Source organism: Corynebacterium pelargi, from assembly GCF_014635485.1.
Taxonomy (GTDB): Bacteria; Actinomycetota; Actinomycetes; order Mycobacteriales; family Mycobacteriaceae; genus Corynebacterium; species Corynebacterium pelargi.
The window spans coordinates 314,510-341,015 of sequence record NZ_BMCX01000002.1; the positions used below are offsets into that span (position 1 = coordinate 314,510).

General features: G+C 58.3%; 29 protein-coding genes. 18 read left to right on the plus strand and 11 right to left on the minus strand.

Annotated features, from left to right (window positions below; all coding sequences use genetic code 11):
• Positions 1-240 precede the first annotated feature (240 nt).
• The 5 genes from IEU99_RS05200 to nagB all read left to right on the plus strand — a co-directional run bounded on the left by IEU99_RS05200 (position 241) and on the right by nagB (position 4,894).
• Entirely contained in the window at positions 241-1,068 is an 828-nt protein-coding gene (locus IEU99_RS05200; RefSeq protein WP_128890454.1) for a FadR/GntR family transcriptional regulator, read from the plus strand.
• A gap of 75 nt (positions 1,069-1,143) precedes the next feature.
• Positions 1,144-2,034, plus strand: a complete 891-nt coding sequence (locus IEU99_RS05205; protein ID WP_128890453.1) for an ROK family protein — start codon at positions 1,144-1,146, stop codon at positions 2,032-2,034.
• A 52-nt stretch (positions 2,035-2,086) separates the two neighbouring features.
• Positions 2,087-2,794 (plus strand): N-acetylmannosamine-6-phosphate 2-epimerase, encoded by a 708-nt coding sequence (locus IEU99_RS05210; protein ID WP_128890452.1) that lies wholly within the window; start codon positions 2,087-2,089, stop codon positions 2,792-2,794.
• Positions 2,794-4,065, plus strand: coding sequence for an amidohydrolase family protein (locus tag IEU99_RS05215; RefSeq protein WP_128890451.1), 1,272 nt, complete (start codon positions 2,794-2,796; stop codon positions 4,063-4,065). Before IEU99_RS05210 ends, IEU99_RS05215 begins: the two co-directional genes overlap by 1 nt.
• A gap of 49 nt (positions 4,066-4,114) precedes the next feature.
• Positions 4,115-4,894, plus strand: coding sequence for a glucosamine-6-phosphate deaminase (gene nagB, locus IEU99_RS05220; RefSeq protein ID WP_128890450.1), 780 nt, complete (start codon positions 4,115-4,117; stop codon positions 4,892-4,894).
• A gap of 66 nt (positions 4,895-4,960) precedes the next feature.
• Here the strand turns inward: nagB and IEU99_RS05225 are convergent, their stop codons facing one another.
• The 6 genes from IEU99_RS05225 to IEU99_RS05250 all read right to left on the minus strand — a co-directional run bounded on the left by IEU99_RS05225 (position 4,961) and on the right by IEU99_RS05250 (position 11,798).
• Positions 4,961-6,073, minus strand: a complete 1,113-nt coding sequence (locus IEU99_RS05225) for a zinc-binding dehydrogenase (protein ID WP_229718396.1) — start codon at positions 6,071-6,073, stop codon at positions 4,961-4,963.
• 48 nt (positions 6,074-6,121) lie between these two features.
• Positions 6,122-6,841 (minus strand): HAD family hydrolase, encoded by a 720-nt coding sequence (locus IEU99_RS05230; RefSeq protein WP_128890449.1) that lies wholly within the window; start codon positions 6,839-6,841, stop codon positions 6,122-6,124.
• Positions 6,842-6,893: 52 nt separating this feature from the next.
• The gene (gene phnE / locus IEU99_RS05235) at positions 6,894-8,576 is read right to left on the minus strand and encodes a phosphonate ABC transporter, permease protein PhnE (protein WP_128890448.1); all 1,683 of its coding nucleotides are present in this window, start codon (positions 8,574-8,576) and stop codon (positions 6,894-6,896) included.
• A complete protein-coding gene (gene phnC / locus IEU99_RS05240; RefSeq protein WP_188358295.1) occupies positions 8,576-9,355 on the minus strand; it encodes a phosphonate ABC transporter ATP-binding protein in 780 nt (259 codons plus the stop codon). The genes phnE and phnC overlap by 1 nt, the downstream gene beginning before the upstream one ends.
• Before the next feature lie 110 nt (positions 9,356-9,465).
• Positions 9,466-10,419: a phosphate/phosphite/phosphonate ABC transporter substrate-binding protein gene (locus tag IEU99_RS05245; RefSeq protein WP_128890446.1), complete on the minus strand. Its 954-nt coding sequence runs from the start codon at positions 10,417-10,419 to the stop codon at positions 9,466-9,468.
• A 251-nt stretch (positions 10,420-10,670) separates the two neighbouring features.
• Positions 10,671-11,798, minus strand: coding sequence for a TIGR03364 family FAD-dependent oxidoreductase (locus IEU99_RS05250; RefSeq protein ID WP_128890445.1), 1,128 nt, complete (start codon positions 11,796-11,798; stop codon positions 10,671-10,673).
• Positions 11,799-12,105: 307 nt separating this feature from the next.
• On the opposite strand from IEU99_RS05250, the gene IEU99_RS05255 reads away from it, so the two are divergent.
• A complete protein-coding gene (locus tag IEU99_RS05255; protein ID WP_128890444.1) occupies positions 12,106-12,882 on the plus strand; it encodes a GntR family transcriptional regulator in 777 nt (258 codons plus the stop codon).
• 63 nt (positions 12,883-12,945) lie between these two features.
• Here IEU99_RS05255 and IEU99_RS05260 read toward each other — a convergent pair whose 3' ends face one another.
• Positions 12,946-13,110 (minus strand): antitoxin, encoded by a 165-nt coding sequence (locus IEU99_RS05260; RefSeq protein ID WP_128890443.1) that lies wholly within the window; start codon positions 13,108-13,110, stop codon positions 12,946-12,948.
• Between the two features lie 343 nt (positions 13,111-13,453).
• Between IEU99_RS05260 and rpsH the strand changes: the two genes are divergently transcribed.
• From rpsH to IEU99_RS05300, 8 genes are all read left to right on the plus strand, one after another.
• Positions 13,454-13,852 (plus strand): 30S ribosomal protein S8, encoded by a 399-nt coding sequence (rpsH, locus tag IEU99_RS05265; RefSeq protein WP_128890442.1) that lies wholly within the window; start codon positions 13,454-13,456, stop codon positions 13,850-13,852.
• Between the two features lie 18 nt (positions 13,853-13,870).
• Positions 13,871-14,407 (plus strand): 50S ribosomal protein L6, encoded by a 537-nt coding sequence (gene rplF / locus IEU99_RS05270; protein ID WP_128890441.1) that lies wholly within the window; start codon positions 13,871-13,873, stop codon positions 14,405-14,407.
• 3 nt (positions 14,408-14,410) lie between these two features.
• On the plus strand, positions 14,411-14,818 hold the full coding sequence (rplR, locus tag IEU99_RS05275) for a 50S ribosomal protein L18 (RefSeq protein WP_128890440.1): 408 nt from the start codon (positions 14,411-14,413) through the stop codon (positions 14,816-14,818).
• A gap of 40 nt (positions 14,819-14,858) precedes the next feature.
• A complete protein-coding gene (gene rpsE, locus IEU99_RS05280) occupies positions 14,859-15,485 on the plus strand; it encodes a 30S ribosomal protein S5 (RefSeq protein ID WP_123960842.1) in 627 nt (208 codons plus the stop codon).
• A 4-nt stretch (positions 15,486-15,489) separates the two neighbouring features.
• The gene (rpmD, locus tag IEU99_RS05285; RefSeq protein WP_123960841.1) at positions 15,490-15,675 is read left to right on the plus strand and encodes a 50S ribosomal protein L30; all 186 of its coding nucleotides are present in this window, start codon (positions 15,490-15,492) and stop codon (positions 15,673-15,675) included.
• A 3-nt stretch (positions 15,676-15,678) separates the two neighbouring features.
• Positions 15,679-16,128, plus strand: a complete 450-nt coding sequence (gene rplO / locus IEU99_RS05290; protein ID WP_128890439.1) for a 50S ribosomal protein L15 — start codon at positions 15,679-15,681, stop codon at positions 16,126-16,128.
• A gap of 125 nt (positions 16,129-16,253) precedes the next feature.
• On the plus strand, positions 16,254-17,093 hold the full coding sequence (locus IEU99_RS05295) for an inositol monophosphatase family protein (protein WP_164931189.1): 840 nt from the start codon (positions 16,254-16,256) through the stop codon (positions 17,091-17,093).
• A gap of 67 nt (positions 17,094-17,160) precedes the next feature.
• On the plus strand, positions 17,161-17,676 hold the full coding sequence (locus IEU99_RS05300; protein ID WP_128890437.1) for an HdeD family acid-resistance protein: 516 nt from the start codon (positions 17,161-17,163) through the stop codon (positions 17,674-17,676).
• Between the two features lie 57 nt (positions 17,677-17,733).
• On the opposite strand, the gene fdhD is transcribed toward IEU99_RS05300, so the two are convergent.
• The 4 genes from fdhD to IEU99_RS05320 form a co-directional block, all read right to left on the minus strand.
• Entirely contained in the window at positions 17,734-18,558 is an 825-nt protein-coding gene (gene fdhD / locus IEU99_RS05305) for a formate dehydrogenase accessory sulfurtransferase FdhD (RefSeq protein ID WP_128890436.1), read from the minus strand.
• Positions 18,558-20,882: an FdhF/YdeP family oxidoreductase gene (locus IEU99_RS05310; protein WP_128890435.1), complete on the minus strand. Its 2,325-nt coding sequence runs from the start codon at positions 20,880-20,882 to the stop codon at positions 18,558-18,560. The genes fdhD and IEU99_RS05310 overlap by 1 nt, the downstream gene beginning before the upstream one ends.
• 70 nt (positions 20,883-20,952) lie before the next feature.
• On the minus strand, positions 20,953-21,192 hold the full coding sequence (locus IEU99_RS05315) for a DUF6457 domain-containing protein (protein WP_188358289.1): 240 nt from the start codon (positions 21,190-21,192) through the stop codon (positions 20,953-20,955).
• Positions 21,193-21,258: 66 nt separating this feature from the next.
• On the minus strand, positions 21,259-22,395 hold the full coding sequence (locus IEU99_RS05320) for an ABC transporter ATP-binding protein (RefSeq protein ID WP_128890434.1): 1,137 nt from the start codon (positions 22,393-22,395) through the stop codon (positions 21,259-21,261).
• 316 nt (positions 22,396-22,711) lie between these two features.
• Between IEU99_RS05320 and secY the strand changes: the two genes are divergently transcribed.
• The 4 genes from secY to IEU99_RS05340 all read left to right on the plus strand — a co-directional run bounded on the left by secY (position 22,712) and on the right by IEU99_RS05340 (position 26,376).
• A complete protein-coding gene (gene secY, locus IEU99_RS05325) occupies positions 22,712-24,037 on the plus strand; it encodes a preprotein translocase subunit SecY (RefSeq protein ID WP_128890433.1) in 1,326 nt (441 codons plus the stop codon).
• Positions 24,037-24,582: an adenylate kinase gene (locus IEU99_RS05330; RefSeq protein WP_128890432.1), complete on the plus strand. Its 546-nt coding sequence runs from the start codon at positions 24,037-24,039 to the stop codon at positions 24,580-24,582. Before secY ends, IEU99_RS05330 begins: the two co-directional genes overlap by 1 nt.
• A gap of 78 nt (positions 24,583-24,660) precedes the next feature.
• Positions 24,661-25,467 (plus strand): type I methionyl aminopeptidase, encoded by an 807-nt coding sequence (gene map, locus IEU99_RS05335; protein ID WP_128890431.1) that lies wholly within the window; start codon positions 24,661-24,663, stop codon positions 25,465-25,467.
• A 129-nt stretch (positions 25,468-25,596) separates the two neighbouring features.
• Complete coding sequence (locus IEU99_RS05340; protein ID WP_128890430.1) at positions 25,597-26,376, plus strand: L,D-transpeptidase; 780 nt, start codon at positions 25,597-25,599, stop codon at positions 26,374-26,376.
• Positions 26,377-26,506 lie beyond the last annotated feature (130 nt).

Genomic DNA, 26,506 nt, shown 5'->3' on the forward strand with positions numbered 1-26,506 from the left:
GCTTGTGTTAAGATTGTGAGTAGAAAAACCAAAGAATATGCCGTCTTGCAGTAGTGATGCTCAAGTATTGAGGTGTGTGGCTCAGCCTCGAAGAACCGGATGCAAGGTGATTGAACAAGAACGACGCTCAATCACTTCAGTGCCGAAGGGGATCGAAAGCTCTACTCGCACCGCAATATCGAGGCAAAAAACCTGCACTACTGAGGGTGACACCGAAGCGCAGCTTTTCAAGGAGTAACGATGCCTCACAATGCACCGCGAGAGGATCAAAGCGTGCAAGGCCGGACGCGGCAGGCGCGTAACTATGCACCCAAAGCGGCAACGCCAAGCCATAGTGCAGGCCAAAATACTAGCTATGTTGGCACCACGCTTCCCTCGCGCAACCCCACGGTAATTGCCATCGAGGAGCTCATCCGCGATCAGAACCTCACCCCAGGTGACGTGTTGCCCTCCGAGGCTGCGCTGTGCGAAATGCTCGGCGTCTCACGATCCTCAGTGCGCGAAGCCATGCGCACCCTCGCCAGCTTGGACGTGGTGGAAACTCGCCACGGTCACGGCTCCTATGTGGGCAATATGTCGCTCGCCCCGCTGGTCAATGGCATGGTGCTCCGCTTGACCCTCAACGAGGAATTGGCGCTAGAAAACCTCTCGCATGTGGTGGATATGCGCGTTGCCCTCGATATGGCCAATGCTGAGGAGCTCGCGCGCTACTACCAGGGCCAGCCGATGGAGAAACTGCGCGGCATCGTCGAGGCCATGGCGCAGCGTTTTGCCGATGGTGAATCCTTCGCCCGGGAAGATTTTGAGTTCCATGAAGAACTCACCAATCACCTTTCCAATCCTTTGATGCGCGAGATGAGCCTGGCCTTTTGGGAGATCCACACCCGAGTCGTGCCGGTGCTTGGCTTGAGCGATCCAGAAGATGTGGAAGATACGGTCAAAGCCCACGCCAAGATCCTCGATGCCCTCCACGATGGCGACCCAGCACGGTATCGCGAACTCATCACCGAGCACTATGGGCCACTACGCAGGGTGATTGAAAAGAAACGTGCCCAAGCCCGCGGCTAACTACACCTGCGTATCAACACCTACGCACCCTCACCTGCGTTGCGGTGGCCAGGCGCTCAACCCCAAGGAGAGTCCATGCATGCAATTGGAATCGATATCGGCGGCACGAAAATAGCCGGAGGTATCGTCGCTGAACAGCCCACCACCGTTGTGCGCCATGTCAAGGCCCCAACGCCCAAAGAGCAGGTTATTGATCAGGTCATCGCATGCATTGCTGAACTGATCGCCGAGTATGACGCCCCAATTTCTAGCATCGGCATCGGAGCGCCCGGAGTGATTGACCCCGTTGCCGGCACCGTCGTTGCTGCAGGGCCCACCATGCCCACCTGGGCCGGAACCAATATCCGCGATGCGGTGGCAGCGGCATTCCCAGACATTGCAGTTGCCGTCCACAACGATGTGCGCGTCATGGGCCTTGGAGAAGCCCTCTATGGTGCTGGGCGCGGCTATCAAAGCGCGCTCTTTCTTAGCCTCGGCACAGGTGTCGGCGGGGCGATCCTAAGAGATGGCAACCTCTTAGCCTCCCCGCACTACACCGCCGGGGAACTGCGTTGCCTGCTAGGGCGATTGCCCAACGGCCAGGCAACCACCATCGAAGCCCTTGCCGCAGGCCCCGGCCTGGAACAAGCCTATGCGCAGCGCACAGGTGAACACGGACTCGACCTACGCCAGGTGATGCGCCGCTACCACAGCGGCGATGCTCAGGCCTATGAAGTAATCGATACCCACCTACACGCCCTCGGCCAGGCAATCAGCGGCTTCGTCGCCGCCATCGACGTCGAAGTGCTCGTACTCGGCGGGGGAGTGGGCAATATCGGTGCCCCAATTCTTGATCCCTTCATCCGCGGATTTAGAAGTGGCGGCATTGCACCAAGCAACACCATCCCCGTCCACCAGGCACAACTTGGCACCGACGCACCAATCATCGGCGCTGCAGCCCTGGGTGCTCGCAGTGTCCAAGCATGAACCACAACGATCAACCGCTCGAAGCTAAAGAAACAAGCTATAAGGAATCAGCATGAACGCCGAAGCATTCTTTGAACAAGTTCGCGATTCACTCATCGTCTCTGCCCAAGCCCCCGATGGGCACGTGCTACGCCACACCCCCACCATTGCCATGTTGGCCAAGGCGGCAGAAGCAGGCGGTGCAACAGCCATTCGTTGCGGTGGCTATGGCGGCGTCGAAGATATTCAAGCGGTGCGCGCCTCGGTGTCGGTTCCCGTGATCGGCCTGACTAAAGAAGGCGACACGGGCGTGTACATCACCCCCAGCGTCGAAAGCGTGAAGGCGGTGGCACAGGCAGGTGCCGACGTTGTGGCTATCGACGCCACCGATCGCCCCAGGCAAGACGGCGCCACATTTGGCCAACAAGTAGCGGCCGCCCACGAATGCGGGGCACTGGCAATGGCAGATATTGCCACCGCAGAAGAGGCGCTGGCTGCCCACAAAGCTGGGGCTGATCTGATTTCCACCACGCTGGCCGGCTACACCGAGCACCGCGAAAAAACCAGCGGGCCGGATTTGGAGTTGATCCGCGAGATCCGCGCGTTATTAGAACGTGAATGCCCCGGCGAATCCGTATTCCTCATTGGAGAAGGACGTTTCCACACCCCCTCGCAGGTAGCGGAGGGCAAAGCCGCCGGTGCCGACGCCATCATCGTCGGTACCGCCATCACTGATACCGCCTGGATCACCCAGCAGTTCGCAGCTCAGGCAGGTGCATAATGCACACTTCCGAGCACAATGAACCACTCAAACTTCGCGGCACAATCCTTTGCCCCGATGGGCTGCTAGAAGGCGAAGTCACTATTCGTGATGGTGTGATCACAGAGATCAATCGCCAGGAAGCAAGCAACGTAGCGGATGCTGCAAATCCCCAGCGTGGTGGGGAGGTTGCGTCGAAAAGCGAGCAATTCATCTTGCCTGGCTTTGCCGATGTCCATAATCACGGCGGCGCCGGGGAATCTTTCCCAACATCGGATCTCGAAGGCTGCGCCAAAGCCGCACGGCACCACCGCGCGCACGGCACCACCACCTTGTTGGCCTCCACCGTCTCCATGAAGGAGCCGGTGCTGTTGCCGCAACTGAGCCTTCTGGCGGAGCTTGCCCAAGAAGGCCTGATCGCCGGTATCCATGCCGAAGGGCCATTTGTGAATGCCTGCCGCTGCGGCGCCCAAGACCCCGATGCGATCATCGAAGGTGATCCCGAGCTTTTTGCCAAGATGCTCAAAGCCTCGAAGGGGCATTTGCGTTCCATTACCTTGGCGCCTGAAACCGCCAATATTGAAGCCCTGGTTCATGCCTGTGCTGAGCACAACGTGATCGTGTCCTTCGGCCATTCGGATGCCGATTTTGAGCAGGCGGCTCGGGCGATTGACTATGCCCACACGGCCGGCGCAACGATTACCGCCACGCACCTTTTCAATGCGATGCCCCCACTGCATCACCGCAACCCAGGCGTTGCCGCTGCCATGATCGAGGCCGCCGGCCGCGGCGTTGCTGCAGTGGAATTGATCGCCGACGGGGTGCATTTAAGTGATCACACCGTAGCCATGCTCATGGAGACGCTAGGCCCTGATCACATCACCTTTGTCTCCGATGCCATGGGGGCAGCAGGAAAAGCTGATGGCGATTACATGTTGGGCGCGCTTGCGGTGCAAGTCCGTGATGGTGTGGCGCGTTTGCGCACCGAAGACGGCGCGGCCGGCGCGATTGCTGGAGGCACCTCGCGCATCATCGACCAAGTCCGAAGGCAGGTGGCCTATGGGCACTCATTGGAGTCGGTGGTGCGCGCAGCCACCACAGGCCATGAGCTTTTGGGCCTGCCAAGTGGGCTCAAGGTGGGTAACCCGGCAGATATTGTGGTGTGTTCACCTGACTTTGAGGTCCGTGAGGTCTTGAGCAAGGGCCAGTCGGTACGCGCGCCGGAACAACAACCCGAGTCGGTACGCGCGCCGGAACAACACCTCGAACAACCCCAGCACCCCACCGGATAACCCGCCAGACCCAAGATAAAAGCCGAGAATTTAAAGGAGCCAAGAGGTTATGGAAATCGTCATTGTTCAGCACAAAGATGAAGCTGCCCGGATCGCAGCGGATATCGTCGAAGGCTATGCCCGTGAAGGGAAAACGCTGGGGCTTGCCACAGGCTCCACGCCGCTAGGCACCTATCAGGAGCTGATTCGCCGCCACCGCGAGCAGGATTTGAGCTTCCGTGATTGCCAGGCCTTCCTTTTGGATGAGTACGTGGGTCTTCCGCGCAGCCATGAGCAGACCTACTATCAGACGATTCGGCGGGAATTTACCGCTCATATTGATATTGGCGATGCCCAGGTGCATAGCCCTGATGGCACTGCTGAGCACCCCGGTGAGGCCGCACGAGCCTATGACCGCTCGATTGGCGAAGCCGGTGGCGTTGATATCCAGATCTTGGGCATCGGTTCGGATGGGCACATTGGTTTTAATGAGCCCACGAGTTCCTTGCAAAGCCGCACTCGCATCAAGACCTTGCACCCCGATACCGTGCGCGATAACGCCCGCTTCTTCGACGATGATGAGTCGAAGGTGCCACACCATGTGATGACCCAGGGTATTGGCACCATCGGCGAGGCAGGCCACCTGCTGCTCTTGGCGTTCGGTGAAAATAAAGCAGAGGCCATCGCGGCGATGGTGGAAGGCCCGGTTTCGGCGATGTGCCCCGCTTCGGCCTTGCAGATGCATGAGCACGTCACGGTGATCGTGGATGAGGCTGCGGCCGCCGGGCTCAAGCACACCCAGTACTACAACTACGCATTGGAAAATAAGCCCACCTGGCAGGCTTTCTAAGCTTGTCGACGACGAAACCCGCCCCACATCACGTGGGGCGGGTCGCTGTGGTTGCACGCTACGCGTCTAGCGGCAATCGATCATGTTACGCAGGGGGCGGTGGTCTTGGCTTTGCTGCTGCGCAGCCCCGTGGGCTGTGTCAAAGCATGCTGATATTTCGCGCAGCGCGGTGGTAGTACCAAAGACGCCCTCCCAAGGTTGGTGCTTGGCGCAGTGAGAGAGAAGATCCACCGCAGGCCCAAGGTGGTGTGGCTCGTAATTGTGTACTCCGGTAATGCTGCGCCACCCACGAACCAGCCACTGCGGATCTACGGCGATAGGCGGTGTTGGGAACACGCTTCCTACCAGTACTGCTGTGCCACCGATATCGAGTGATTGGATAGCTGATTCCACTGCCTGAGGTGCACCGGAAAAATCGAGTGCGATATCCACGCACGAGTCCTGGTGTTCAGCCTCGCGGGTTGTGGCACCCCAGCGACGAGCCAGTGCGAGGCGAGTGGGGTTCGGGTCTGCCGCGATGACGGTGTCGGCGCCGAAAAGCTGTGCTGCTTGTACTGCATATAACCCCAACATGCCTACGCCTTGGATCAGTACGCTTTTCCCGGCAAGGCTGGGGTGGTTAAGTGTTTTGCACCCCACCGCATCGAAGGCAGCAATCACCGTTGCCGCCGCGCAGCCGGCGGTGGCGGCGATGGGATCGGGTAAGTCCTCTTCGATCTTGAGCACACCTTGACCAGGGCGAAGAATGATGTGGCTGGCATAGGTTCCAGATAATGCCCAGGAGGATGTGGTGGGCTCGTGGCCTACCTTCTGTACGTGGTGGCACTTCGCTTGCAGCCCCTGTGTGCAGCGCTCGCATTCACCACAGGCAGCAATCACCGACCACACCACCCGATCACCTGCCAAAAGTGCTGCACCGTGCAGGTCTTTGCCATTGTTGCTGGCAATGATCCGGCCTACCCCTTCGTGGCCTAGTACCGATGGGCAGGGGGATTGGCGCCTCCCGCTGACGGTGTGGCGGTCTGATTGGCAGATGGTGCTCGTTGAGATCCTGACCAGGCTTTCGCCGGGAAGCAGCGCAGGGATCGGCATCGAGGTGGGCTCAAAGGTGCTGCCTCCGCGCCAGACCATCGCCAGCGCGCTGCTCGTTGAGTCGCGCAGTTGGGTGTTATCTGTCATGGGATGTGTGCCGCCTGATCGTCGACAAGCTACAAAGACGCAAGTGGCCTAGGCCTGCGCGGAGTCTTGGGCGGGGAGCACATCCACCACATCGGCGGCCTTGTCCAAGATGAATGTTGCCTGCTCAGCGGCGAAATCCTCGGCGGATAGGTGGCCTGTGAGCACCCCGGCGGAGTGGACCTTTGCGGCCTTGGCTGCCTGAATATCCACGACCGTGTCGCCGAGGGAGATCACGGCGTCGGGGTTATCAATACCTGTTGCCCGCATAACTGCCTGGATCATGTCGGGGGCGGGGCGACCATTGGGCACTTCATCGCCGGCAACGCTCGTATCCACCACGGCGTCTTCGCCGCTACCGCTCGTCCACTGCAGCGCATCAAGGATGATATCGGTGATGTCCCGGGAGAACCCGGTGGTCAGCCCCACTTTGATGCCCTTGGTGCGCAAGCTGCGAAATGCTTGGATGATCTCCGGCATCGGTGTCGGCGGCTCCTCGCGGTAGACGCGTCCGAGTTCCTCGCGGAACCACTGGAAGCAAGCCTTGACTCGTTCATCGCTGGCTTCGATGCCGCCGATGGTGAGCAGATTGCGAATGGCCCACTGCTTCTCGGTGCCCATCCACTGTTGAAATTCCTCATCCGAAAACTGTGCACCTTCGCGCTCGACGGATGCACGCAGCACGCGATACACCTCGTCGCGATCATCAATGGTGGTGCCCGCTAGATCGAATACCGCAAGCTGGATGGGGGTGGTGAGTGTGTCAGTCATGGAATGTTCCTTTCATGCTTGTATTGCTGTTCACGTTCAGCACTGTTGCTTCCTAGCGAACAGTCTTGCGCATCCACATCGCGAGTGCCTCGATAGCGAGGACCACAATAAGAATCAGCCCCACAATGTAGGTCACAACATCAAATTGATTCACTCGCGCGGCGTTGAGTAGCTGGAACCCGATGCCGCCGGCTCCGATCACGCCCAACAGCGTTGCTGCACGGAAGTTGGTATCGAGCAGGTAGAACACGTGGGCAAAAAATGCTGGCAATGCTTGGCGCAGGGTGGTGGAGAAGAAGATTTGAACCTCCGTGGCTCCTGTTGCACGGGTGGCTTCTTGGACGCGGATATCCGTTTCCTCCAAGGAGTCAGCGATGAGCTTGGATAATAAGCCCACCGCCCCGAGTGCCAGCGCGAGGGTGCCAGCCACAGAACCTAAACCGGTGACCACCACGAAGATGATGGCAAGGATGAGCTCCGGGATGCCGCGAACGCCGACGATGATCAGGCGGAAGAAGCCGCTGATAGCGCGGTTGGATACCACGTTGCGCGCTGCCAGCACGCCGATCGGCACGGCAAGAAGAGCGCCGAGGACAGTGGCGGCCAGCGAGATCTGGAAGGTGAGCAAAAGCTGCTCGAATACGCTACTGCCGATGCCGCCATCGCTTGGCGGGAAGAACAGTGCCAGGGTTTCCGGCAGGGAGATCAGGCCTTCCCACAAGGCACGTGGGCTGAGATCCACCTTGGCCACGGAGGCGAAGAAGATCAGCAGGATCAATGCCGCAGCGAGGAAACGTCGCACGCGGTCGATGTTCCAAGGAGGGCTGATGCGCTGGAGATCGGTTGCTGCCTCCGAGGCGCGGGTGCGGCTCCACAAACGGTCGACCCAAGTCTTTGGGCGCGATGCGCTGGAGTGGCCGCCAAGCAGCGCTTGGCGAATGGTGCCAGAAATCAGTTCCGTGACGATACATAGACCTAGCACCACCAGGGCTAGTGCCATGCCACGCTGGTAATCCAGCACTCTTAAGGATTCTGAGATCGCAAGTCCGATACCACCGACACCGACATAGCCCAGCAGCACCGAGGTGCGAAGGTTGATATCAAATCGGTGCAGTGCGGTCGCGATGATTTGAGGCAGGAGTGCCTGGGGGATGGTGGCAACGATCTGTTGGCGACGGCTGGCGCCTGCAACTTCGGCGGCCTCCCTGGGGCCATCGTGAAGATCTTCAATCGCGTCGGCATACAGTTTGCCCACCATGCCCACGGAGTGCAGCGCCATGGCAAGGATGCCGGCGGTAGCACCAAGCCCGAACACTCTTAAAAAGAAGATGGCGAGCACAAGATCGGGGATCGCGCGGGCAAGCACGATGAGCGTTCTGGCAGCGCCGCGTGAGAAGCGATTGCGCGATGTTGCTTGGGCAGCGGCAACGGCAACGGGGATAGAAAGCACTACAGACAAACTGGTAGCGAGAAACACAATCGCCAGGGTTTCGGCCACCATCGAAACAAGCTCAGCGGCCGGAGGGAAGTCGAGGGGGAACATCCTGGCCAGGAATGCCACGGCATTATCTGCTGATTGCGCAATGGCGGCGATATTGATCCCTAGATCCTGAACGGACCATAACCCCGCTACGAGGAAGGCCACAACGACGGCGGTGGCAATAACGTTGCTCGGTGCCAGCGTAGGGCGCGAACTTGGCCGTATGGGCCTGGCTTTTTCCAGCACAGGGGCCATTAGCGCGCTCCCGTCGTCACTCGGGAATGTGGGTCTTTGGCTTCCGTCGTGGCCGAGACTGCGGAGTAGATAGAAGATGCGGTGGTGGCATCCAGGCCGCGAGTTTCACGGTCGAGCACGATCTTTCCGCTGCGCAAACCGATAATGCGGTCGGCAAAGTCAATGGCAAGCTGCACCTGGTGCAAAGAGGCAACAACGGTGAGGTTGTCCTCGCGGCTGATCTGCTTAATCAGGTCGATCACCTGGTGTGAGCTCACAGGATCCAATGAGGCCACTGGTTCGTCGGCAAGCAAAATCTTTGGGTGCTGCAGCAGGGAGCGAGCGATAGCTACGCGCTGGCGTTGCCCACCGGAGAGGGTATCGGCGCGCTGGAAGGCGCGATCTGCAAGCCCAACGCGATCGAGCTGCTCTAATGCTTCTTTGCGCAGGCTCTTGGGGTACATCATGAGGGTGAGTCGCGGGCCGCGCAGTGAGCCGAGGCGCCCAGCGCACACGTTTTCTAGCACCGACATTGGCCCGACGAGGTTGAAGTCTTGAAAGACCATGCCGATTTCACGCCGAAGGTTACGAAGCTCCTTCTTATTCAACTCGGCTAGGTCTTGGCCAAGGACTCGGACATGCCCCTTGGTGGGTTGATGCAGTCCATTGAGGTGGCGAAGCAGGGTCGATTTTCCGGAACCGGAAAGGCCAAGTAACACGGTGATTTCGCCTTGTTTTAGCCCGGAAGTTACGCCATCGAGCCCGCGCACGGTGCCAAAATCTTTGGTCACGTTTTGCATTTGGATGGCGTAGATCTGGTCGATTTCACGTTGCAGCTCGGTGGTGATGGGTTTGGGGTGTTCCACGAAGTTCACTCTTTCCTAGTGTCTTTGGGGTGGTGGCCTTTGAGCTAGCCAACGTTTTTGCAGGCGTCTGCTTCGGTGACTTCGCAGATCTTGCGGATGGAGTTGTAATCGGCATCAGTAACCGGCAAGTATCCATATTCGATCTCTTCTGGCAGCACGCAGTCTTGCTCTGAACTGCAGATGCCGGCCTTGACCAATTCCGGTTTATTGGCTTTGGTTTGGATGACCTCGCGGATCTTGTCTACCAATGCCGGGTCGAGGGTCGAGGTGTTGAGCACGATGGGGTCTTCGGGAATGGGGTTGGAAGTCCAGATCTCTTTGACTGCATCAGGTTTGATCTGGCCGGACTTTTCCAAGGTGGTCAGCATGGAATCGTGGGCGAAGGCCACTTCGCATTGCTCGGAGTCGAGCCCGAGCAGGGAGGCATCGTGCCCGCCAGCCATGACTGCTTCCACATCATTTTTGGGATCAATGCCAACGCTGAGCAGACCCTCGGAGGGGACGAGGTATCCGGAGGTAGAGGCTGCGTCGACAAAGCACACCTTCTTGCCCTTGACGTCTTTGAGATCCTTGATGGCAGAGCCCTGCTTGACGTAGGCGATGGAGCGGTAGGCGGGGGCGTCGTCCTTGTTGTTGGTGGGAGCCGCAATGGGGTCGATATCCACACCGGAGTCCTTGGCAATCACATAGGAGAAAGGCCCATAGGAGGCGATATCGATTTGCCCTGCGCGTTGGCCTTCAATCACTGCGGCGTAGTCGGCAGCGTTTTGGAAGTTCACCTTCACGCCGGCTTCTTGCTCAATGAGCTTGGCCAAGTTGGAGTAGGTGGATTCGAGGGTTTGGGAAGATTCTGCGGGGACTGCGGCGAAGGTGACGGACTTTTCTGAGTCGGAACCATCGGAGCTACATGCGCTCAGCCCTGCTGTGAGACTGAGAGCAGCGATGCCTGCAATGGCGGCGGTGGTAGCGCGTTTGGTGGACCGAGGAAGAGTGGTCATGGGGGAGATATCCTCTCGGGATCGTCGTGGTGCTGGCAGGGGGATGAGGTTTGTGTCCCCGCCTTCACTGATGATTGTGAACCACCGCGCGCCAAATATCTATACAATTACGAAGAGTTCATCTTGGATAGCTTCTATTAACCTTCGCGATAACCAGCCTTCAGCTTCAGGGTGTGAAAATGCGCTGTTAGTCACAGTATTTCACCACCTGAAGCTGGCGAAGGTTCAAGGCAACCTGTACATACTTCTTGCTAGCACTCGCTCAAGATATGCGCCGCAAGGCCGAAGGATAGGGTCATGCCAATGCCGGAAGCCACCACCGCGACCAGGGTTTTTTGGTCTGGTCGGTGAATCACCAAATTGGTGGCAGGGGAATCGGCATAGGTGCCCTGCCAGCGCTGCTTCACCCGAAGACCCTTTACGCCAAGATAGGCCGCAGCCTTGTTTTGCAGCAGCGTGGCAATGCTTTCTTCGATAAAGGGCGTTGGACTGTCGTGATAGTCATGAGAATCGCCGACGAGCAAGCCTTCAGGAATGGCGGTGACCATGAGGTTTGCAATGCACTCCACCAATTCGGGTTCGCGCTGTTGAAGTTCGCGGCGAAGCTCTGGAACCGAAGCCATGGCGCTAAAGCCGTCGTAGCGGGCCAAGGAGGTGCCGCTGAGCATGCAAAAATCAGAGGCGATGTGCTCGGGGCGTTCCACCAGCGCCATGCTGAGGGTGCAGGAGCGCACCTGCTCAGCTTGTGCAATCTCGGGCATGAGGTAGGAGAGGTTTACGCCAGGGCACACCACCACGCGCTGTGCTTCCCACTGGCCACGGCTGGTATCCACCACGCCATCGGCGGTGGATCGCAACGTGGTATTCCACTGGAAAATCACGCCCTGAGCTTCGAGCCACTGCGCAAGCTTTGGTGCAGCTTCCCGGGGGTTTACTCGCATATCCAAAGGAAGTAGCGCGCCGCCGACGGGCTTGAGGTGGTTGTGTCCGAGCCGCTGCTCAACCTCACCTGGGCTCAACAGCGTTACCTGCTCAACCCCGCGGTGATCTGCGAACTCTTCGAGCACGCTCATTTCCACTTCGCTGGTGGCCGGAATCAGGGTGCCCGGCTGGGCTGCCCAAAAGCCTGCATCCTTCGAGGCGCTAGCCCAACCTTCTCGGGATTTCGCCACCATGGCCTGGAGTTCATCGGCCTGTCCGGTAAAACACGCGTGGCCGAAGTTTTGAATTGAGGCCCCAACTGGACGGGAATTTCTTTCAATTACCATCACCTTCAGGCCTTGTTCTAAGGCTCGATAGGCGGTGGCAAGGCCAATGATTCCGGCTCCTACGACGATAAGGTCGAAAGGCTGTGCTGTGTGCTGCTGATCTTGTTGCATGGCCTTTATTATGCTCGCCATGCCCGCCCAAGATCCATGGTTGTCTATATAAGTTTGGCTAGAATTCACTTGCTTTACCTCATGGCTACATCGCGGCATTGATGCAGATAAGGCGGTATTTCCGCCCACGTTTCAGCCGAGAAAACGCCCAAGGTGCTCACCACATGTGGGGTATTCTGATCACTACATCATGGCGCCTAGCCTCCTTGCGGAGCATGCGACATGAAAGTGACAAGACATTGATACAGATCGCCCCTAGCGTTCCCACTTGTGCCCACACCGGGTTGAAGTAGGGCGGGCCTTAGAGATGCAGGACGTGGTTGTGGCATTCCAACAGCATGAATTGATTGCAAATTTCCTGCGTAAAGAGATCACCTCTGGCGCCTTACACCCGGGCGATCCTTTGCCTTCCGAGGCGGAGTTATGTGAACAATTCTCCTCTTCTCGCGGGCCGGTACGTCAGGCGATGAGCACCCTGCGCAACGAGGGCTTGATTTCTTCTGGCCGCGGCCGACGATCGGTGGTGCTGGAGAATATCCGCTCCCAACCTTTCGATTCAGTGATTTCTTTTACGCAGTGGTGTTTGGAAAGTGGCGTGCAGCCAGGCCAAAAAACCCAGTGGATGATACGCAAGCCTGCCGATAAGCCCATGGCTGATGCGCTAGAAATTGCCGAAGGCGAACCCATTGTCTCCCTTTTGCGTTTAAGAACCATGGACGGTACGCCTGCGATGCTCGAGCGTCTGACCTATCCGCTGTGGGTTGGCCAACATGTATTGAACTTTGACCCTGATTCTGGGTCCATTTATCAGCGCATCATCGATTGCGGCGTGGATATCCATCACGCCAGCCGAGCCATCGACGCGATTGCGGCTCCCCAGGAAGACGCGGAATTGCTCGGTGTTGAACCAGGCGCGCCACTGCTTCGTATGTACCGTCGGGCCTTCACCCGTGAGGGCGTGCCGATCGAGGCTTCCGATGATCGCTACTTGCCTTCGCGGGCTCGATTCTCCTTGGTATCAGTTCGCGGCAATCGCTCGCCTTTGAGCCTGGTCACCAACCAGGGTGATGCTGCGAGCGCTTAAGCAGGAGCTTGTCGACGAAAAATGCCCGCCCACATCACGTGGGCGGGCATTTGGCTGCGCTGCTTATTCGCTGCCGAGCTTCTTGTCGGCGGCGTCGCGTGCCTTGTCGATCTTGTCTGCCTTGTCCTCGCCAAGCTTCTGCTTTGCAACGTCAGCAGCCTTGTCGAGGGCCTTATCGGTGTTCTCCTCGTTGTTGAGGAAGTCCTTTGCCTTATCCATGATGCCCATATGCAACTCCTTCGTATGTTGTTGGGGACATTGACCTTTAAGAGCATAAACCTCATGCTCGGAGGTTGCGAGCTGGAGGTGAAAATAGCGGGGCAGAAAAAAGGCTTGCAAAAGCGCTTGTCTATACCGTAGTGTTGCACTTTGGACTTTTTCGAGGAGTCCAATTTGTAAACGTAAAACACCTACTTTGTTGTAGGCCTCCCGCCTTTTGCGGCCGTGCGAGGAAGTGGCAGCGAGCGCTTATAGCTACTGAGCTATAAGAGCGATGAGTGGCCCAAGAACGCACGGTGACGTTTCAGGTGGGTAGAGGAACCGCAACGAGAAAGGCGCAAGGTCACTTCTTATGACCATGACCGATCCTATTGCCGACATGCTGTCGCGCGTGCGCAACGCTAACCACGCGCATCACGACGCCGTGTCGATGCCTTCTTCCAAGCTCAAGGCAAACATTGCCGAGATCTTGAAGCAGGAAGGCTACATCGCTGACTACCAGGTTGAGGATGCCAAGGTTGGCAAGACCCTCACCCTGAACCTGAAGTACGGCCCGAACCGCGAAGGCTCCATCCAGGGCCTGCGTCGCGTGTCCAAGCCGGGTCTGCGCGTGTACGCAAAGTCCACCAACCTGCCGAAGGTGCTCGGCGGCCTGGGCGTGGCTATCATCTCCACCTCCCAGGGTCTGCTCACCGATCGCCAGGCTCACGAGAAGAAGGTGGGCGGGGAAGTCCTCGCCTACGTCTGGTAAGAGAAGGGGGACTAAAACATGTCACGTGTAGGTAAGGCACCTATCGCTATCCCGTCCGGTGTGGACGTCAAGATTGACGGCCAGCACGTAGAGGTAAAAGGCCCTAAGGGCACCCTCAACGTTGACGTACCGGCTCCGATCTCTGTTGCTGTTGAAGACGGCCAGATCGTGGTCAACCGTCCGGATGATCACCGCAAGAACCGCTCGCTGCACGGTCTTTCCCGTTCGCTCGTGAACAACATCGTTGTTGGCGTGACCGAGGGCTACACCATCAAGATGGAAATCTTCGGTGTTGGTTACCGTGTGCAGCAAAAGGGCCAGGACCTCGAGTTCTCCTTGGGTTACTCCCACCCGGTTCTGATCAAGGCTCCGGAAGGCATCACATTCGCTGTGGACGGCAACACCAAGCTGTCCGTTTCCGGTATCGACAAGCAAAAGGTTGGACAGATCGCCGCCAACATCCGCCGTCTGCGTAAGGACGATCCTTACAAGGGCAAGGGTATTCGCTACGAAGGCGAGCAGATCCGTCGCAAGGTCGGAAAGACGGGTAAGTAAAAGATGAGCAACAACGAGAACAACAACGGCAAGCGCCTGCCGGTTGGCAAGGACATTTCCACCCGCCGTCGCCAGGCTCGCGTACGCCGTCACGAACGCATCCGCAAGAACCTGCGTGGCACTGCCGAGGCTCCTCGCCTCGTCGTCCACCGCTCTTCTCGCCACATGCATGTCCAGGTCATCGACGACACCAAGGGCCACACCCTTGCTGCCGCTTCCACCATGGAAGCCGATGTTCGTGGCATCGAAGGCGACAAGAAGGCCAAGGGCGCCAAGGTTGGCCAGCTCATTGCTGAGCGCGCTAAGGCCGCTGGCATTGAAAAGGTCGTCTTTGACCGCGCAGGTTACAAGTACCACGGCCGCGTTGCTGCGCTGGCCGAGGCTGCTCGCGAAGGTGGTCTGAAGTTCTAATGACCGCTTTCACCAAGAACATCAACGGAAGGATCGCGTAATGCCGGGACGTGAACGGCGTGACGGCGGACGCTCCGCCGACAACAACAACGACAACCGCAACGAGCGCCGCGGCGGCCGCCGCGACGACCGTCGTAACCAGCAGGACGAGCGCTCGCAGTACATCGAGCGCGTCGTGACCATCAACCGTGTGTCCAAGGTTGTGAAGGGTGGTCGTCGCTTCAGCTTCACCGCCCTCGTGATCGTTGGCGACGGTAAGGGCATGGTCGGCGTTGGCTACGGTAAGGCCAAGGAAGTTCCTGCGGCAATCCAAAAGGGTGCAGAAGAAGCACGTAAGAACTTCTTCCGCGTGCCCATGATTGCCGGCACCATCACCCACCCCGTGCAGGGCGAAGCCGCTGCCGGTGTTGTGATGATGCGCCCCGCTGCACCTGGTACCGGTGTGATCGCCGGCGGTGCTGCCCGCCCCGTGCTTGAGTGCGCAGGCGTACAGGACATCCTCTGCAAGTCGCTGGGCTCCGACAACGCCATCAACGTGGTGCACGCCACCGTTGCTGGCCTGAAGCAGCTCGCTCGCCCCGAAGAGGTTGCCGCTCGCCGCGGTAAGACCTTAGAGGAAGTGGCTCCGGCTCGTATGCTGCGCCAGCGCGCAGGACAGGAGGCGTAACACCATGGCCCTGAAGATCACCCAGAAGAAGGGACTGGTTGGCGCAAACCCGAAGCAGCGTAAGAACATGACTGCTCTCGGCCTCAAGCGCATCAACCACTCCGTAGTCCGCGAAGATTCCGCAGCCGTGCGTGGCATGATTCATATCGTGCGCCACATGGTTGAGGTAGAAGAAGTGGCAGGGGAGTAAAACATGAGCGAACCAATCAAGCTCCACGACCTGCGCCCCGCACCGGGCGCTAACAAGGCCAAGACCCGCGTTGGTCGCGGTGAAGCCTCCAAGGGTAAGACCGCTGGTCGCGGTACCAAGGGCACCAAGGCTCGTAAGCAAGTTTCGGCTGCTTTCGAGGGTGGCCAGATGCCGCTGCACATGCGTCTGCCCAAGTTGAAGGGCTTCAAGGCTCGCAACAAGGTCTACTACCAGGTAGTCAACGTTGCAGACCTGCAGAAGCACTTCGAAAACGGTGGCGACGTCACCGTTGCAGACCTCGTTGCTAAGGGTCTCGTGCGCAAGAACCAGCCCGTCAAGGTGCTGGGTAACGGCGAAATCTCCGCCAAGGTCAATGTGACCGTGGAGAAGTTCTCCAAGTCCGCACAGGAAAAGATCGAAGCCGCTGGTGGCTCGATCACCGCTTCCAAGTAATACTTGCAAGCAGGCACCCCGCTGAGCAGCAGCTCAGCGGGGTTTTGCTATGCCCAAACAGGCAAGCAAGAGCCAAGCGATTAGCGTGGATGCAAGATAAGACGGAAAGGACACAGCAACACGCCATGATCCCAAGCACGCATCCCGATGCAACACTCGCCTTCGACGCAGCCCAAGCTGCAGCCAAGCTCATTCGCGCGAGAAGAGCCGAATACAATCTCGAAGCCCTCGGCGTAGAGCACAAAAGCTCTAGCGTTGACCCAGTCACGGTAGTAGATAAAGAATCCGAGCAGCTCATCGCCACCTGCCTGCGTGAATACGAACCCGAAGTGGCCATTTTGGGCGAGGAATCCCAAGCCGGTGGCAGCCATAGCGGCAACCGACGCTGGATCGTCGACCCCATCGACGGCACCGTGAACTTCCTCTACGATTCCCAGGCCTATGCCGTATCCATTGCCCTGGAAGTAGCAGGAGCCATCGAAGTAGGCGTGGTCTGTGACGTCCCCGCCGATACCACCTACCTTGCCGTGCGAGACGAAGGCGCTTGGCGTTTCAGCCACGGCCAATGGCAGCGTGTAAGCTGCTCGCAGCCAAAGTCCCTCGCTAGCACGCTCGTTGCTACGGGCTTTAGCTACGTCTCAAGCCGCAGAGACACTCAAGGCGAGTTGCTTGCACACTTGCTTGGGCAGGTACGAGATATACGGCGCTTCGGCTCGGCTGCACTCGACCTATGCCGAGTAGCAGAAGGCAGCGTAGACGCCTACTACGAACACGGCCTGAATCCTTGGGATTTTGCTGCCGGAAGCCTCATCGCCGCAGAAGCTGGAGCAGTGTGCACGGTGCCAACCTTAGACACGTTTGGCGATCAGCCCGCGCTCCTTTGTGCTGCAGCACCCTCAATAGCTCAAGAGCTTGCAGCCTTGCTCCCACAAGACCTTAAAAAAGAGAGCATTAGCACAGCGTAGAAGGTATGTCTTGGCGTAGATTGAAAACGTCAGAAACGCTAAAAAGCAAGAATTTTCAGGAGCATCAATGATCACAGCAAAGAACTGGATGGCGCTGCTCGTGGGCGTGTTATTCATCATTGCCGGCATGTTGGTCTTTGCCAACCCGGTATGGAATATGGCCACCCTGGGCTGGATCTTCACCTTCATCGTCTTAGTCGATGCCATCATCGCCATCGTCGACTACTTCCAACGCCCCAAAGCCTTCAGAAGCGGATGGGACCTCGCCTTAGCCGTGCTGACGCTGATCATTGGCATCGGCCTACTTGGCAATTCCGCCATGGCGCAGGCAACCATCGTGCCCTACCTGGTGGGATTCTGGCTGATCTTCATTGGTGCTGGCCGCATCGCCGCTGGGGTTGTAGGCCCGCGCTCGCTCAAAGCCACCTTGCTCATCTCCGGCACCTTGGTGCTCGTACTCGGCGTGGCCGTGATGTTTAATCCGCTGTTCTCTGCGATTGTGCTGTCCTATGTTTTCGCATCCGTACTCATCGTCTTTGGCGTGATCCGTGTGCTCGAATTCTTCAGGCCAGCAGAAGCCTAAACGCAAAAAAGTACGAGGCCGGGCTGAGAAAGCCCGGCCTCGTTGGTTTTCAAGGTGCTAATACTCAAGCTCGCCTGCATATAGGTTGAGCCGATCATCGCGCACAAATCCGGCCAAGACCATGCCGGTGGCGCGAGCTAAATCCACGGCCAAAGAAGTGGCAGCAGAGACGGCCACAAGCGCCGGAATGCCAGCTAACGCGGCCTTTTGCACCAGCTCGAAGGAAGCGCGAGAGCTCATCACCAAGACCTTGTCGTTGGCGGGCAGCGCATCGTCTAAGAGCAAGGCGCCAATGGCCTTATCGGCTGCGTTATGGCGCCCGACGTCCTCGCGTAGAAGTTCGAGTTCGCCCTGAGCATTAAAGATGCCTGCTGCATGCACGCCGCCGGTGCGTCGAAAAAGCTTCTGTTGCTTGCGCAGCATCTGCGGCATGGCCGCGATCTGCTCGGCGCGCAGACGAGGAGGGGAAAGCTTGGTGGGCACGCGACGCAGTACCGCGTCCATCGAGCTTGAACCGCACACACCGCAGGCAGAAGTGCCGGGGCTAAGCCGGATGTGCTCAAGGCCAGGGGCACGCACGCCTGGGCGCAAGTCCACCTCCAGCACGTTATAGGTATTAACCCCATCTGCGGTGGCGCCGGCGCAGTAGCGGGCCTCGGCAACATCCGAAGCGCTGCGGATGAGGCCTTCGGAAAAGAGGTAGCCATGAAGCCACTCAATGTCGTGCCCCGGTGTGCGCATGGTGCTTGCTACAACTTGGCCCCCGATGCGCACCTCAAGGGGTTCTTCCACGGCAATGGAATCGGCGCGGCGTTCGTGGTGAGGGGGATCGTCGACAAGCGAAATCTTGCTAACGGCGATATTGCGTGAGAGCCTACCCACTACTGCTGCTGCTCCTCGAGTACGAGTCCTTGTTTCTCGGCTTCTTCGGCGGTGATCCCCACGGGTTCGAGGCGCACCACCACCGACTTGGAAATCGGGGTATTGGAGTGCTCGGCGGATTCTGAAAGCGGGATCACGGCATTGGCCTCGGGGAAGTAGGCGGTGACGCAATCCTTGGCCGTCTGATACTCCACGATGCGGAAGTTGGGAGCTATACGACGAACACCGTCATACTCAGAGACGATATTGACCAAATCGCCATGGTGAAGCTTTCGCTCACGACAATCCTCGGGGCTGACAAACACCACGCGGCGGCCATTGGAGATACCGCGATAGCGATCATCGAGGCCATAAATAGTGGAGTTGTACTGATCGTGCGAACGCACCGTGGACAACAAGAAGGCGCCGTGCGGTAGATCAATCACGTTGGTTTCATTCACCGTGAGCTGCGCTTTCCCGTCGGAAGTGTTGAAGATGCGCTCACGCGGGCCGTTGGGCAAGAAGAAGCCACCGGGGATATTAATGCGCTCGTTATAGCGCTCGAAGCCGTTGATGGTGGCCTCGATATGATCGCGGATCACCGAATAATCGTCGATCATCGGCTGCCAAAAATCATCGCCAAAGGTGGCAATGCCCGTCTTGGCAATAATCTCGACCTCGGATTGCAGGTCCAGGTCCTTGTTGGCGGTGCGCTTACCAATAGAGGCGTGCACAGAGGAGAAGGAATCCTCCACCGTGATCTTCTGCGGGCCAGAGGCTTGCACGTCTTTATCCGTGCGCGCCTTAACCGGAAGGATCAACGAGCGTCGCCCCGGGTAGGCGTGAGAACCATTGGGCTTGGTGGAAAGGTGCACCGTGAGCTCCTGGGAACTCATGGCCTGTTCAATCACCGTGGTATCAGGGGAGATGCGCACGAAGTTGCCGCCAAGCGACATAAAGAACTTGGTCTTCCCATCGCGCATCGCCCGCATCGAATCCACCGAGTCAAGACCATGTTCGCGGGGGACATTGAAGCCGAAGCGATCTTCTAATGCCTGCAGGAAATGATCGGGCATCTTCTCCCAGATACCCACCGTGCGGTTACCCTGCACATTCGAGTGCCCACGCAAGGGAGCAGCACCGGCGCCGGGCTTGCCAATATTGCCGGTGAGCAACAAGAAATTGACCATCTCGCGCAAGGTATAGACGGCGTTTTTGTGCTGGGTAACGCCCAAGGTCCAACTCAGCACCACCGTCTCGGCGGCCTCCACCATGTCCGCCACGCGATTGACCTGACGCTTGAGCACACCGGAGCCGCGCTCCAGCTCAACATCATCGAGGGATTGCAGATGCTTGATCGTCTCTTCCACACCAGAGCAGAAGGTGTTTAAGAAATCATGGTCGATTGCGTCGCGTCGGATCAGTTCTTTATTTAAGGCCTGGAAGAAGGCGCGGTCGCCATCGAGGCGCACTTGCACGTACTCATCGGCGAGTTTCTCGGCAACACCGAGCGCACCCTTGACGGATTGAGGCTCCATAAAGCTAATCAACCCAGCCTCGGGCAGGGGATTAATGGCAACGATCTTGCCGCCGTTGTCCTTGCACTTTTTCAACGCTGTGAGCGAACGCGGGTGGTTGGTGCCGGGGTTTTGCCCCACAGAGATAATCAGGTCGGTGTTATAGAAATCCGACATCACCACCGAGCCCTTACCAAGGCCTAGGGTTTGGCCCAAGGCAGAGCCGGTGGATTCATGGCAAAGATTGCCGCAATCGGGCAGGTTATTGGTGCCGAGCCTGCGAGCTAGCAGGCCAAAGAGATAGGCAGCCTCATTCGAGGCGCGCCCGGAGGTGTAGAAGATGGCCTCTTCCGGACGAATGCTGTGCAATTGCTCAGCGATGAGCTCATAGGCCTGGTCCCAGGAAATCGGGCGATAGTGTTCGTCCCCAGTGTCGCGGTCATAGAGCATGGGGGTGGTTAAACGGCCCTGTTTGCCCAGCCAGTGATCGGTTTTCTCGCGCAGATCGCTAATTGAGTACTTGGCAAAAAATTCAGGCGTTGCGCGATGGGGTGTTGTCTCCTCGGCTACGGCCTTGGCGCCGTTTTCGCAAAACTCCACCACGTTCAGGTCGCTTTGCGCAGGTTCTGGCCAAGCGCAACCGGGGCAGTCGATGCCGCCGTCTTTATTCATCGTCAGCAACGGCAATAGTGCCCTATTCGGCACTGCATGTTGCATTGCATGCAGCACACCCGGAACGCCGGCGGCCTTGGTCTTTCGCTTTGACACCTTCGGTGCATCAAAGGTGTTCTGCTCTGCGTTCACGGGGGTGGGAGTGTGCTGGCTCATAGTTGCCGATTCTAGCTACCCCAGCACACCCATGGGGATAGCCTCAGGCTCGCACCGGTACGGCAGGGGCTTAGAGCAGCTCCCTGGCTTTCTCGATCAGCGCTTCAATTTCTTCCACGCTGGCATCCTTGGCAGCCAACCCCACTAAGAAAGCGCTCAATGGTGCAGCCGGCCTGGCCTGTTGGTGGGCAATATCGCGAGTGAGATCCAGCAAAGCCGGAACCACTGCACGGGCAGCCTCGACATCAATATCGAATGCTTGGGCAAGGCGAGTCACCCACTCATAGGTGCTTGAAAGATCTTGTGCCATAAGGCTGTATCTTAAGCGCTCACCGCGGCACTCACCGCGGCACTCACCGCAGCCACACCTCTGCCACTACTGCGGCAAACGAGCCCCGCTGGACGTCGAAAAGCAATGCAAACCACCAGGGACGACGCGTGCAAACACGGTGCTTCCCACCGCGGGGCTTGTGCCCGGAGTGGTGCGGATAACCACCTGATTGCCCAGGTCTGCGGCCTCATTGTTCGAGGGCTCAGCGTGGCGCCCGGCTGCACCCTGGAGAGCGCCATAGAGATAGGTATCCGAGCCAAGCTCTTCTACCAGGGTGATCTCCAGCGGCAGATGGCCGGGAGCTGGGGCGCTGAGAAGTTCGAGCGCCTCGGGTCTAAAGCCCAACGTGATCGCGTTGCTTCCTTCTTCTTCCAGGGCGTGAAGCGTCGCGGGGCTTAACTGCAGCCGGGCCTGGCCGAGCACGGCCTGATCGCCTTCTACCTGGAAGGTGTGCAGGTTCATTGCCGGTGAGCCAATAAAGCCAGCGACAAAGGCATTTGCTGGGAGTTCATAGAGCTCACGCGGTGTGCCCACTTGCTGAAGCACCCCAGATTCGAGCACCGCGATCCGGTCGCCCATCGTCAGCGCCTCGGTTTGGTCGTGTGTGACATACACGGTGGTCACGCCGAGTTTTTTCTGCAGCGAGGCGATTTGGGTTCGGGTTTGCACACGCAGCTTGGCATCGAGGTTGGACAAAGGCTCGTCCATGAGAAAGACCTGGGGTTCGCGCACGATTGCACGCCCCATTGCCACGCGCTGGCGTTGGCCACCTGAAAGGGCCTTGGGTTTGCGGTCGAGCAGCTCGCTGAGGTCGAGCATGCGGGCGGCTTCTTCGACTCTTTGGTTGATTTCTTCTTTGGAGCGCCCATCCATTTTGAGCGCGAATCCCATATTTTCGCGCACGCTCATGTGTGGATACAGGGCGTAATTTTGAAACACCATGGCGATGTCGCGGTCTTTTGGCGCCACATTGCTTACGTCACGATCGCCGATGAAAATCCGGCCCTCATTGACCTCTTCTAATCCGGCGAGCATGCGCAGGGTGGTGGACTTACCACAGCCGGAAGGGCCTACGAGCACGAGAAACTCGCCGTCGTGGATTTCCAGTGAGATGTGATCCACTGAGGCCGTACTCGCGCCGGGGTAGATGCGCGTAGCTTGTTCAAACCTTACGGATGCCATGTGGCGCTCCTTATCTTCATTGGCAGGTACGTGCCAAACGATCCGAGTGAAGTGGGGTGTATAACGCAAAAAGCTTTTCGACGTTGCCGATCACATTACTTCTTTCTAGGTGATCTCGATGGCTGTGCGCAGGTGTACTGCTATGAGCAAGACAACGTGGGTGGTAGAGTGACTGCGTCTAAGACTGTGAAGACCCCAAGTGCTGGCAGATCAATACCGAGGCGGTGTTGGAGCTGCCCAGCGCCTGGCCCGAAATCAACCACGTGAACTCTGCGCCAAACCCTTTAGGGCGCCAACGCAGAGCCCAGGAGGCTAAGTGTCCGCCATTACTCAGGCATTCCGGGACGCGGATCTGCGCAAGAAGATTCTGATCAGCATTGCCCTAATTGTGCTGTACCGAATTGGTGCCCAGATCCCTTCCCCCGGCGTGGACTACGCAAGCATCAGTGGAAGGCTGCGTGACCTCACCGCCGACTCCTCAAGCGTTTATTCGCTGATCAATCTCTTCTCCGGCGGTGCGCTGCTGCAACTGTCCATCTTCGCTATCGGCGTGATGCCTTATATCACCGCGTCGATCATCGTGCAGTTGCTTACCGTTGTGATTCCTAAGTTTGAGGAACTCAAAAAGGAGGGGCAGTCGGGTCAGGCCAAGATGGACCAGTACACCCGTTACCTCACCTTGGCACTCGCGCTCTTGCAGTCCGCCGGCATCGTCGCCTTGGCGGATCGCCAGCAGCTCCTTGGCGCAGGTGTGCAGGTGCTCGTCGATGACGCCTCGGTGTGGACCTTGGTGGTGCTTGTAACCACCATGACCGCCGGTGCCATCCTGGTGATGTGGCTCGGTGAGATCATCACCGAGCGCGGCGTGGGCAACGGTATGTCCCTGCTGATTTTCGCCGGTATTGCGACGCGTCTGCCTTCCGATGGTGCCAATATCCTCAGCAGCTCCGGTGGCGTGGTGTTTGGCGTGGTGCTGGCCGCCGTGATCCTGCTGGTGATCGGCGTGGTCTTCGTGGAGCAGGGCCAGCGCCGCATCCCGGTGCAATACGCCAAGCGCATGGTTGGTCGACGCCAATACGGTGGTTCCTCGACGTACCTGCCGCTGAAGGTGAACCAGGCCGGCGTGATCCCCGTGATCTTCGCCTCCTCCCTGATCTACATGCCGGTGCTGATCACGCAGATCATCCACTCCGGCAGCACCGAGGTTTCGGATAGCTGGTGGCAGCGCAATGTGATCGCTCACCTCCAACAGCCCAGCTCCTGGCAGTACATCGTGATGTACTTCGTGCTGATTATCTTCTTCTCCTACTTCTACGTTTCGGTGCAGTATGACCCGAATGAGCAGGCGGAGAATATGAAGAAATATGGTGGCTTTATCCCCGGAATTCGCCCCGGTCGCCCCACAGCCGAGTACCTTGGATATGTGATGAATCGTCTGCTTTTCGTGGGCGCGCTCTACTTGGGCTTTATCGCGGTGCTGCCAAACATCGCGCTAGATTTAGGTGTGAGCGGCGGCGGAGCCACCGGTGCAACGCCATTCGGTGGTACGGCCATCCTGATTATGGTGTCCGTGGCATTGACCACCGTGAAGCAGATCGAATCGCAACTTCTGCAAAGTAACTACGAAGGATTGTTGAAATAATGCGTCTGGTACTCCTTGGCCCTCCCGGTGCTGGTAAAGGCACTCAAGCGGTGATCCTGAGCGAAAAGCTTGGCATCCCCCACATCTCCACCGGTGATCTCTTCCGCGCAAACATCGGCGAAGGCACCGACCTGGGCAAAGAGGCTCAGGAGTACATCGACGCCGGCAAGCTTGTGCCTACCGACGTCACCGCCCGCATGGTGAAGGCTCGTTTGCAAGAAGAGGACGCCAGCAATGGCTTCCTGCTCGACGGCTTCCCACGCACCGTGGAACAGGCCGATATCCTCAACGGTTTCCTTGAAGAGTTCGGCACCAAGCTCGACGGTGTGATCAACTTCCAGGTGTCCGAGGACGTGGTGGTTGAGCGCATGCTGGGTCGTGGCCGCGCCGACGACAATGAAGACACCATCCGCACCCGCCTTGAGGTGTACCGCTCTGAAACTGCTCCCTTGATTGACTACTACGGTGAGCAGATCATCAACATCACCGCCGAAGGCAGCGTGGAAGAGATCAACGCTCGCACGCTCGAGGCTCTCAAGAGCTAAGGCCAAAAAACTTCAACACCGGGTGTGGCTACGCTGCCCCGGTGTTTTCCATTGCTCCACAACTTAAAGAGGAAGCCCATGGCTTTTAGAAGAAAACGCAAAACCATCCCCGCAAAAACTCCAGGCGAACTCGACGCTATGGAGGCAGCCGGACGCATCGTAGGCGAGGCCTTGGATGCTGTGCGCGCTGCCGCAGCTCCCGGGATGAGCACACTCGACCTCGACCAGATCGCCGAGGAGATCATCCGCTCCCACGGTGCCACCCCAACCTTCCTGGGCTACCAAGGTTTCCCGGCCTCCGTGTGCGCATCGGTGAATGAGGAGATCGTCCACGGCATCCCAAATAGCCGCAAGATCCTTAAAGAAGGCGATCTTGTGTCCATCGACTGCGGCGCCACCTTTGAAGGCTGGGTGGGGGACTCGGCCTTAAGCTTCGGCATCGGCGAGATCGCCGAGGACGTGCAGGCGCTGAATAAGGCCACGGAGTTTGTGCTCTATGAAGGTCTCAAGGCGATGGTTCCCGGCAATAGGCTTAGCGACGTCTCCAACGCCCTTGAACAGGCAACGCGCGCGGCGGAACAGCGCTTCGGTGTGGCGCTCGGCATTGTGGATGGCTACGGCGGCCACGGCATCGGGCGCACCATGCACGAGGATCCTTACTTAGAAAATGAAGGCAAGCCGGGCAAAGGGCCAATCATTCAGGCCGGTTCGGTGCTGGCCATCGAGCCGATGCTCACCTTAGGTTCCGTGGACTCTTTCGTGTTAGAAGACGAGTGGACTGTGGTGACAGAAGACGATTCCTATGCAGCACACTGGGAACACACCGTGGCAGCCACCGATCAAGGGCCCCGTATTCTTACCCCGCGAAAGAGCATGAGGGCATAAGGGGAGTAACGTCACCTGGCGCTTTTCCGATATAATCAAGAAAGTCGCAACAATTAGGTGACGGAAACAACGCGAGACATTCCTTTGAGGATGCGCGATTTTCTTCAAGAAGGGTTTATAGTAGCTGCCATGTCATACAAGCCTCGCCACGCTAAGAAGTCCCCGCTGCGCCGTCGAGCCACTGCGGTAGTTGGCACCACTGCCGCCACCGTCGCTCTCGTTGCTGCCCAGCAGCCCGCCAGCGCCCAGGATTTCGGCTCCCTGAAGCTGCCATCCAGCTTGGATCAGATCATCCAACTGCCTGGCGCAGTGACCCAGCCGGCGGAACAGCTCAACCAGCGCATCAACGACAGCCTGCAGCAATTCGGGCAGCAGACCCGTGATGGGGCATGGCAATTGCGCGAGGTGCTGCGCCAGCAGGCCGAGGCATTGCCGGTTGAGCTTCGCGAGCAAGCCCTGATCGCCATCGACTCCACCGTTGAGGCTTTCTTCCCCGGTTTGATTGCAGAGCGCACCGTTCCTGCTCCGGCTCCTCGCCCAGTAGAGCCAGTGCCTGCAGAAAACCCCTGCCCCAAAGAGGCTGATGCCTGCATCGACCTGGCCAAGCAGGAATCCTGGCTGCAAGAAGACGGCAAGATCACCTATGGTCCCGTGCCGATCTCCAGTGGCCGTGCCGGCTATGAAACCCCCACCGGGCGCCACATCGTCAACCGCAAGGTCAAAGACGAGGTCTCTCGCGAGTTCAACAATGCGCCCATGCCGAATGCTGTGTACTTCACCAATAACGGCATTGCCTTCCATGAGGGTGATCCGAATGTGATGTCTCATGGCTGCATCCACCTGCGCCACGATGATTCCGTGAAGTACTTCGATACCCTTCAAAATGGCGATCTGGTGTACGTCTTCTAATACACCGAGATCACATTTCGCTCCTGCCACGCCGAGTCGAGGCAGGAGCGTTTGGTATTTTCGCAGCTTGCGTGTAGTGTGGAACGTTGGTGTGTGCACTTCAGTGCCACGCCAAGGTAAACATTCCAAA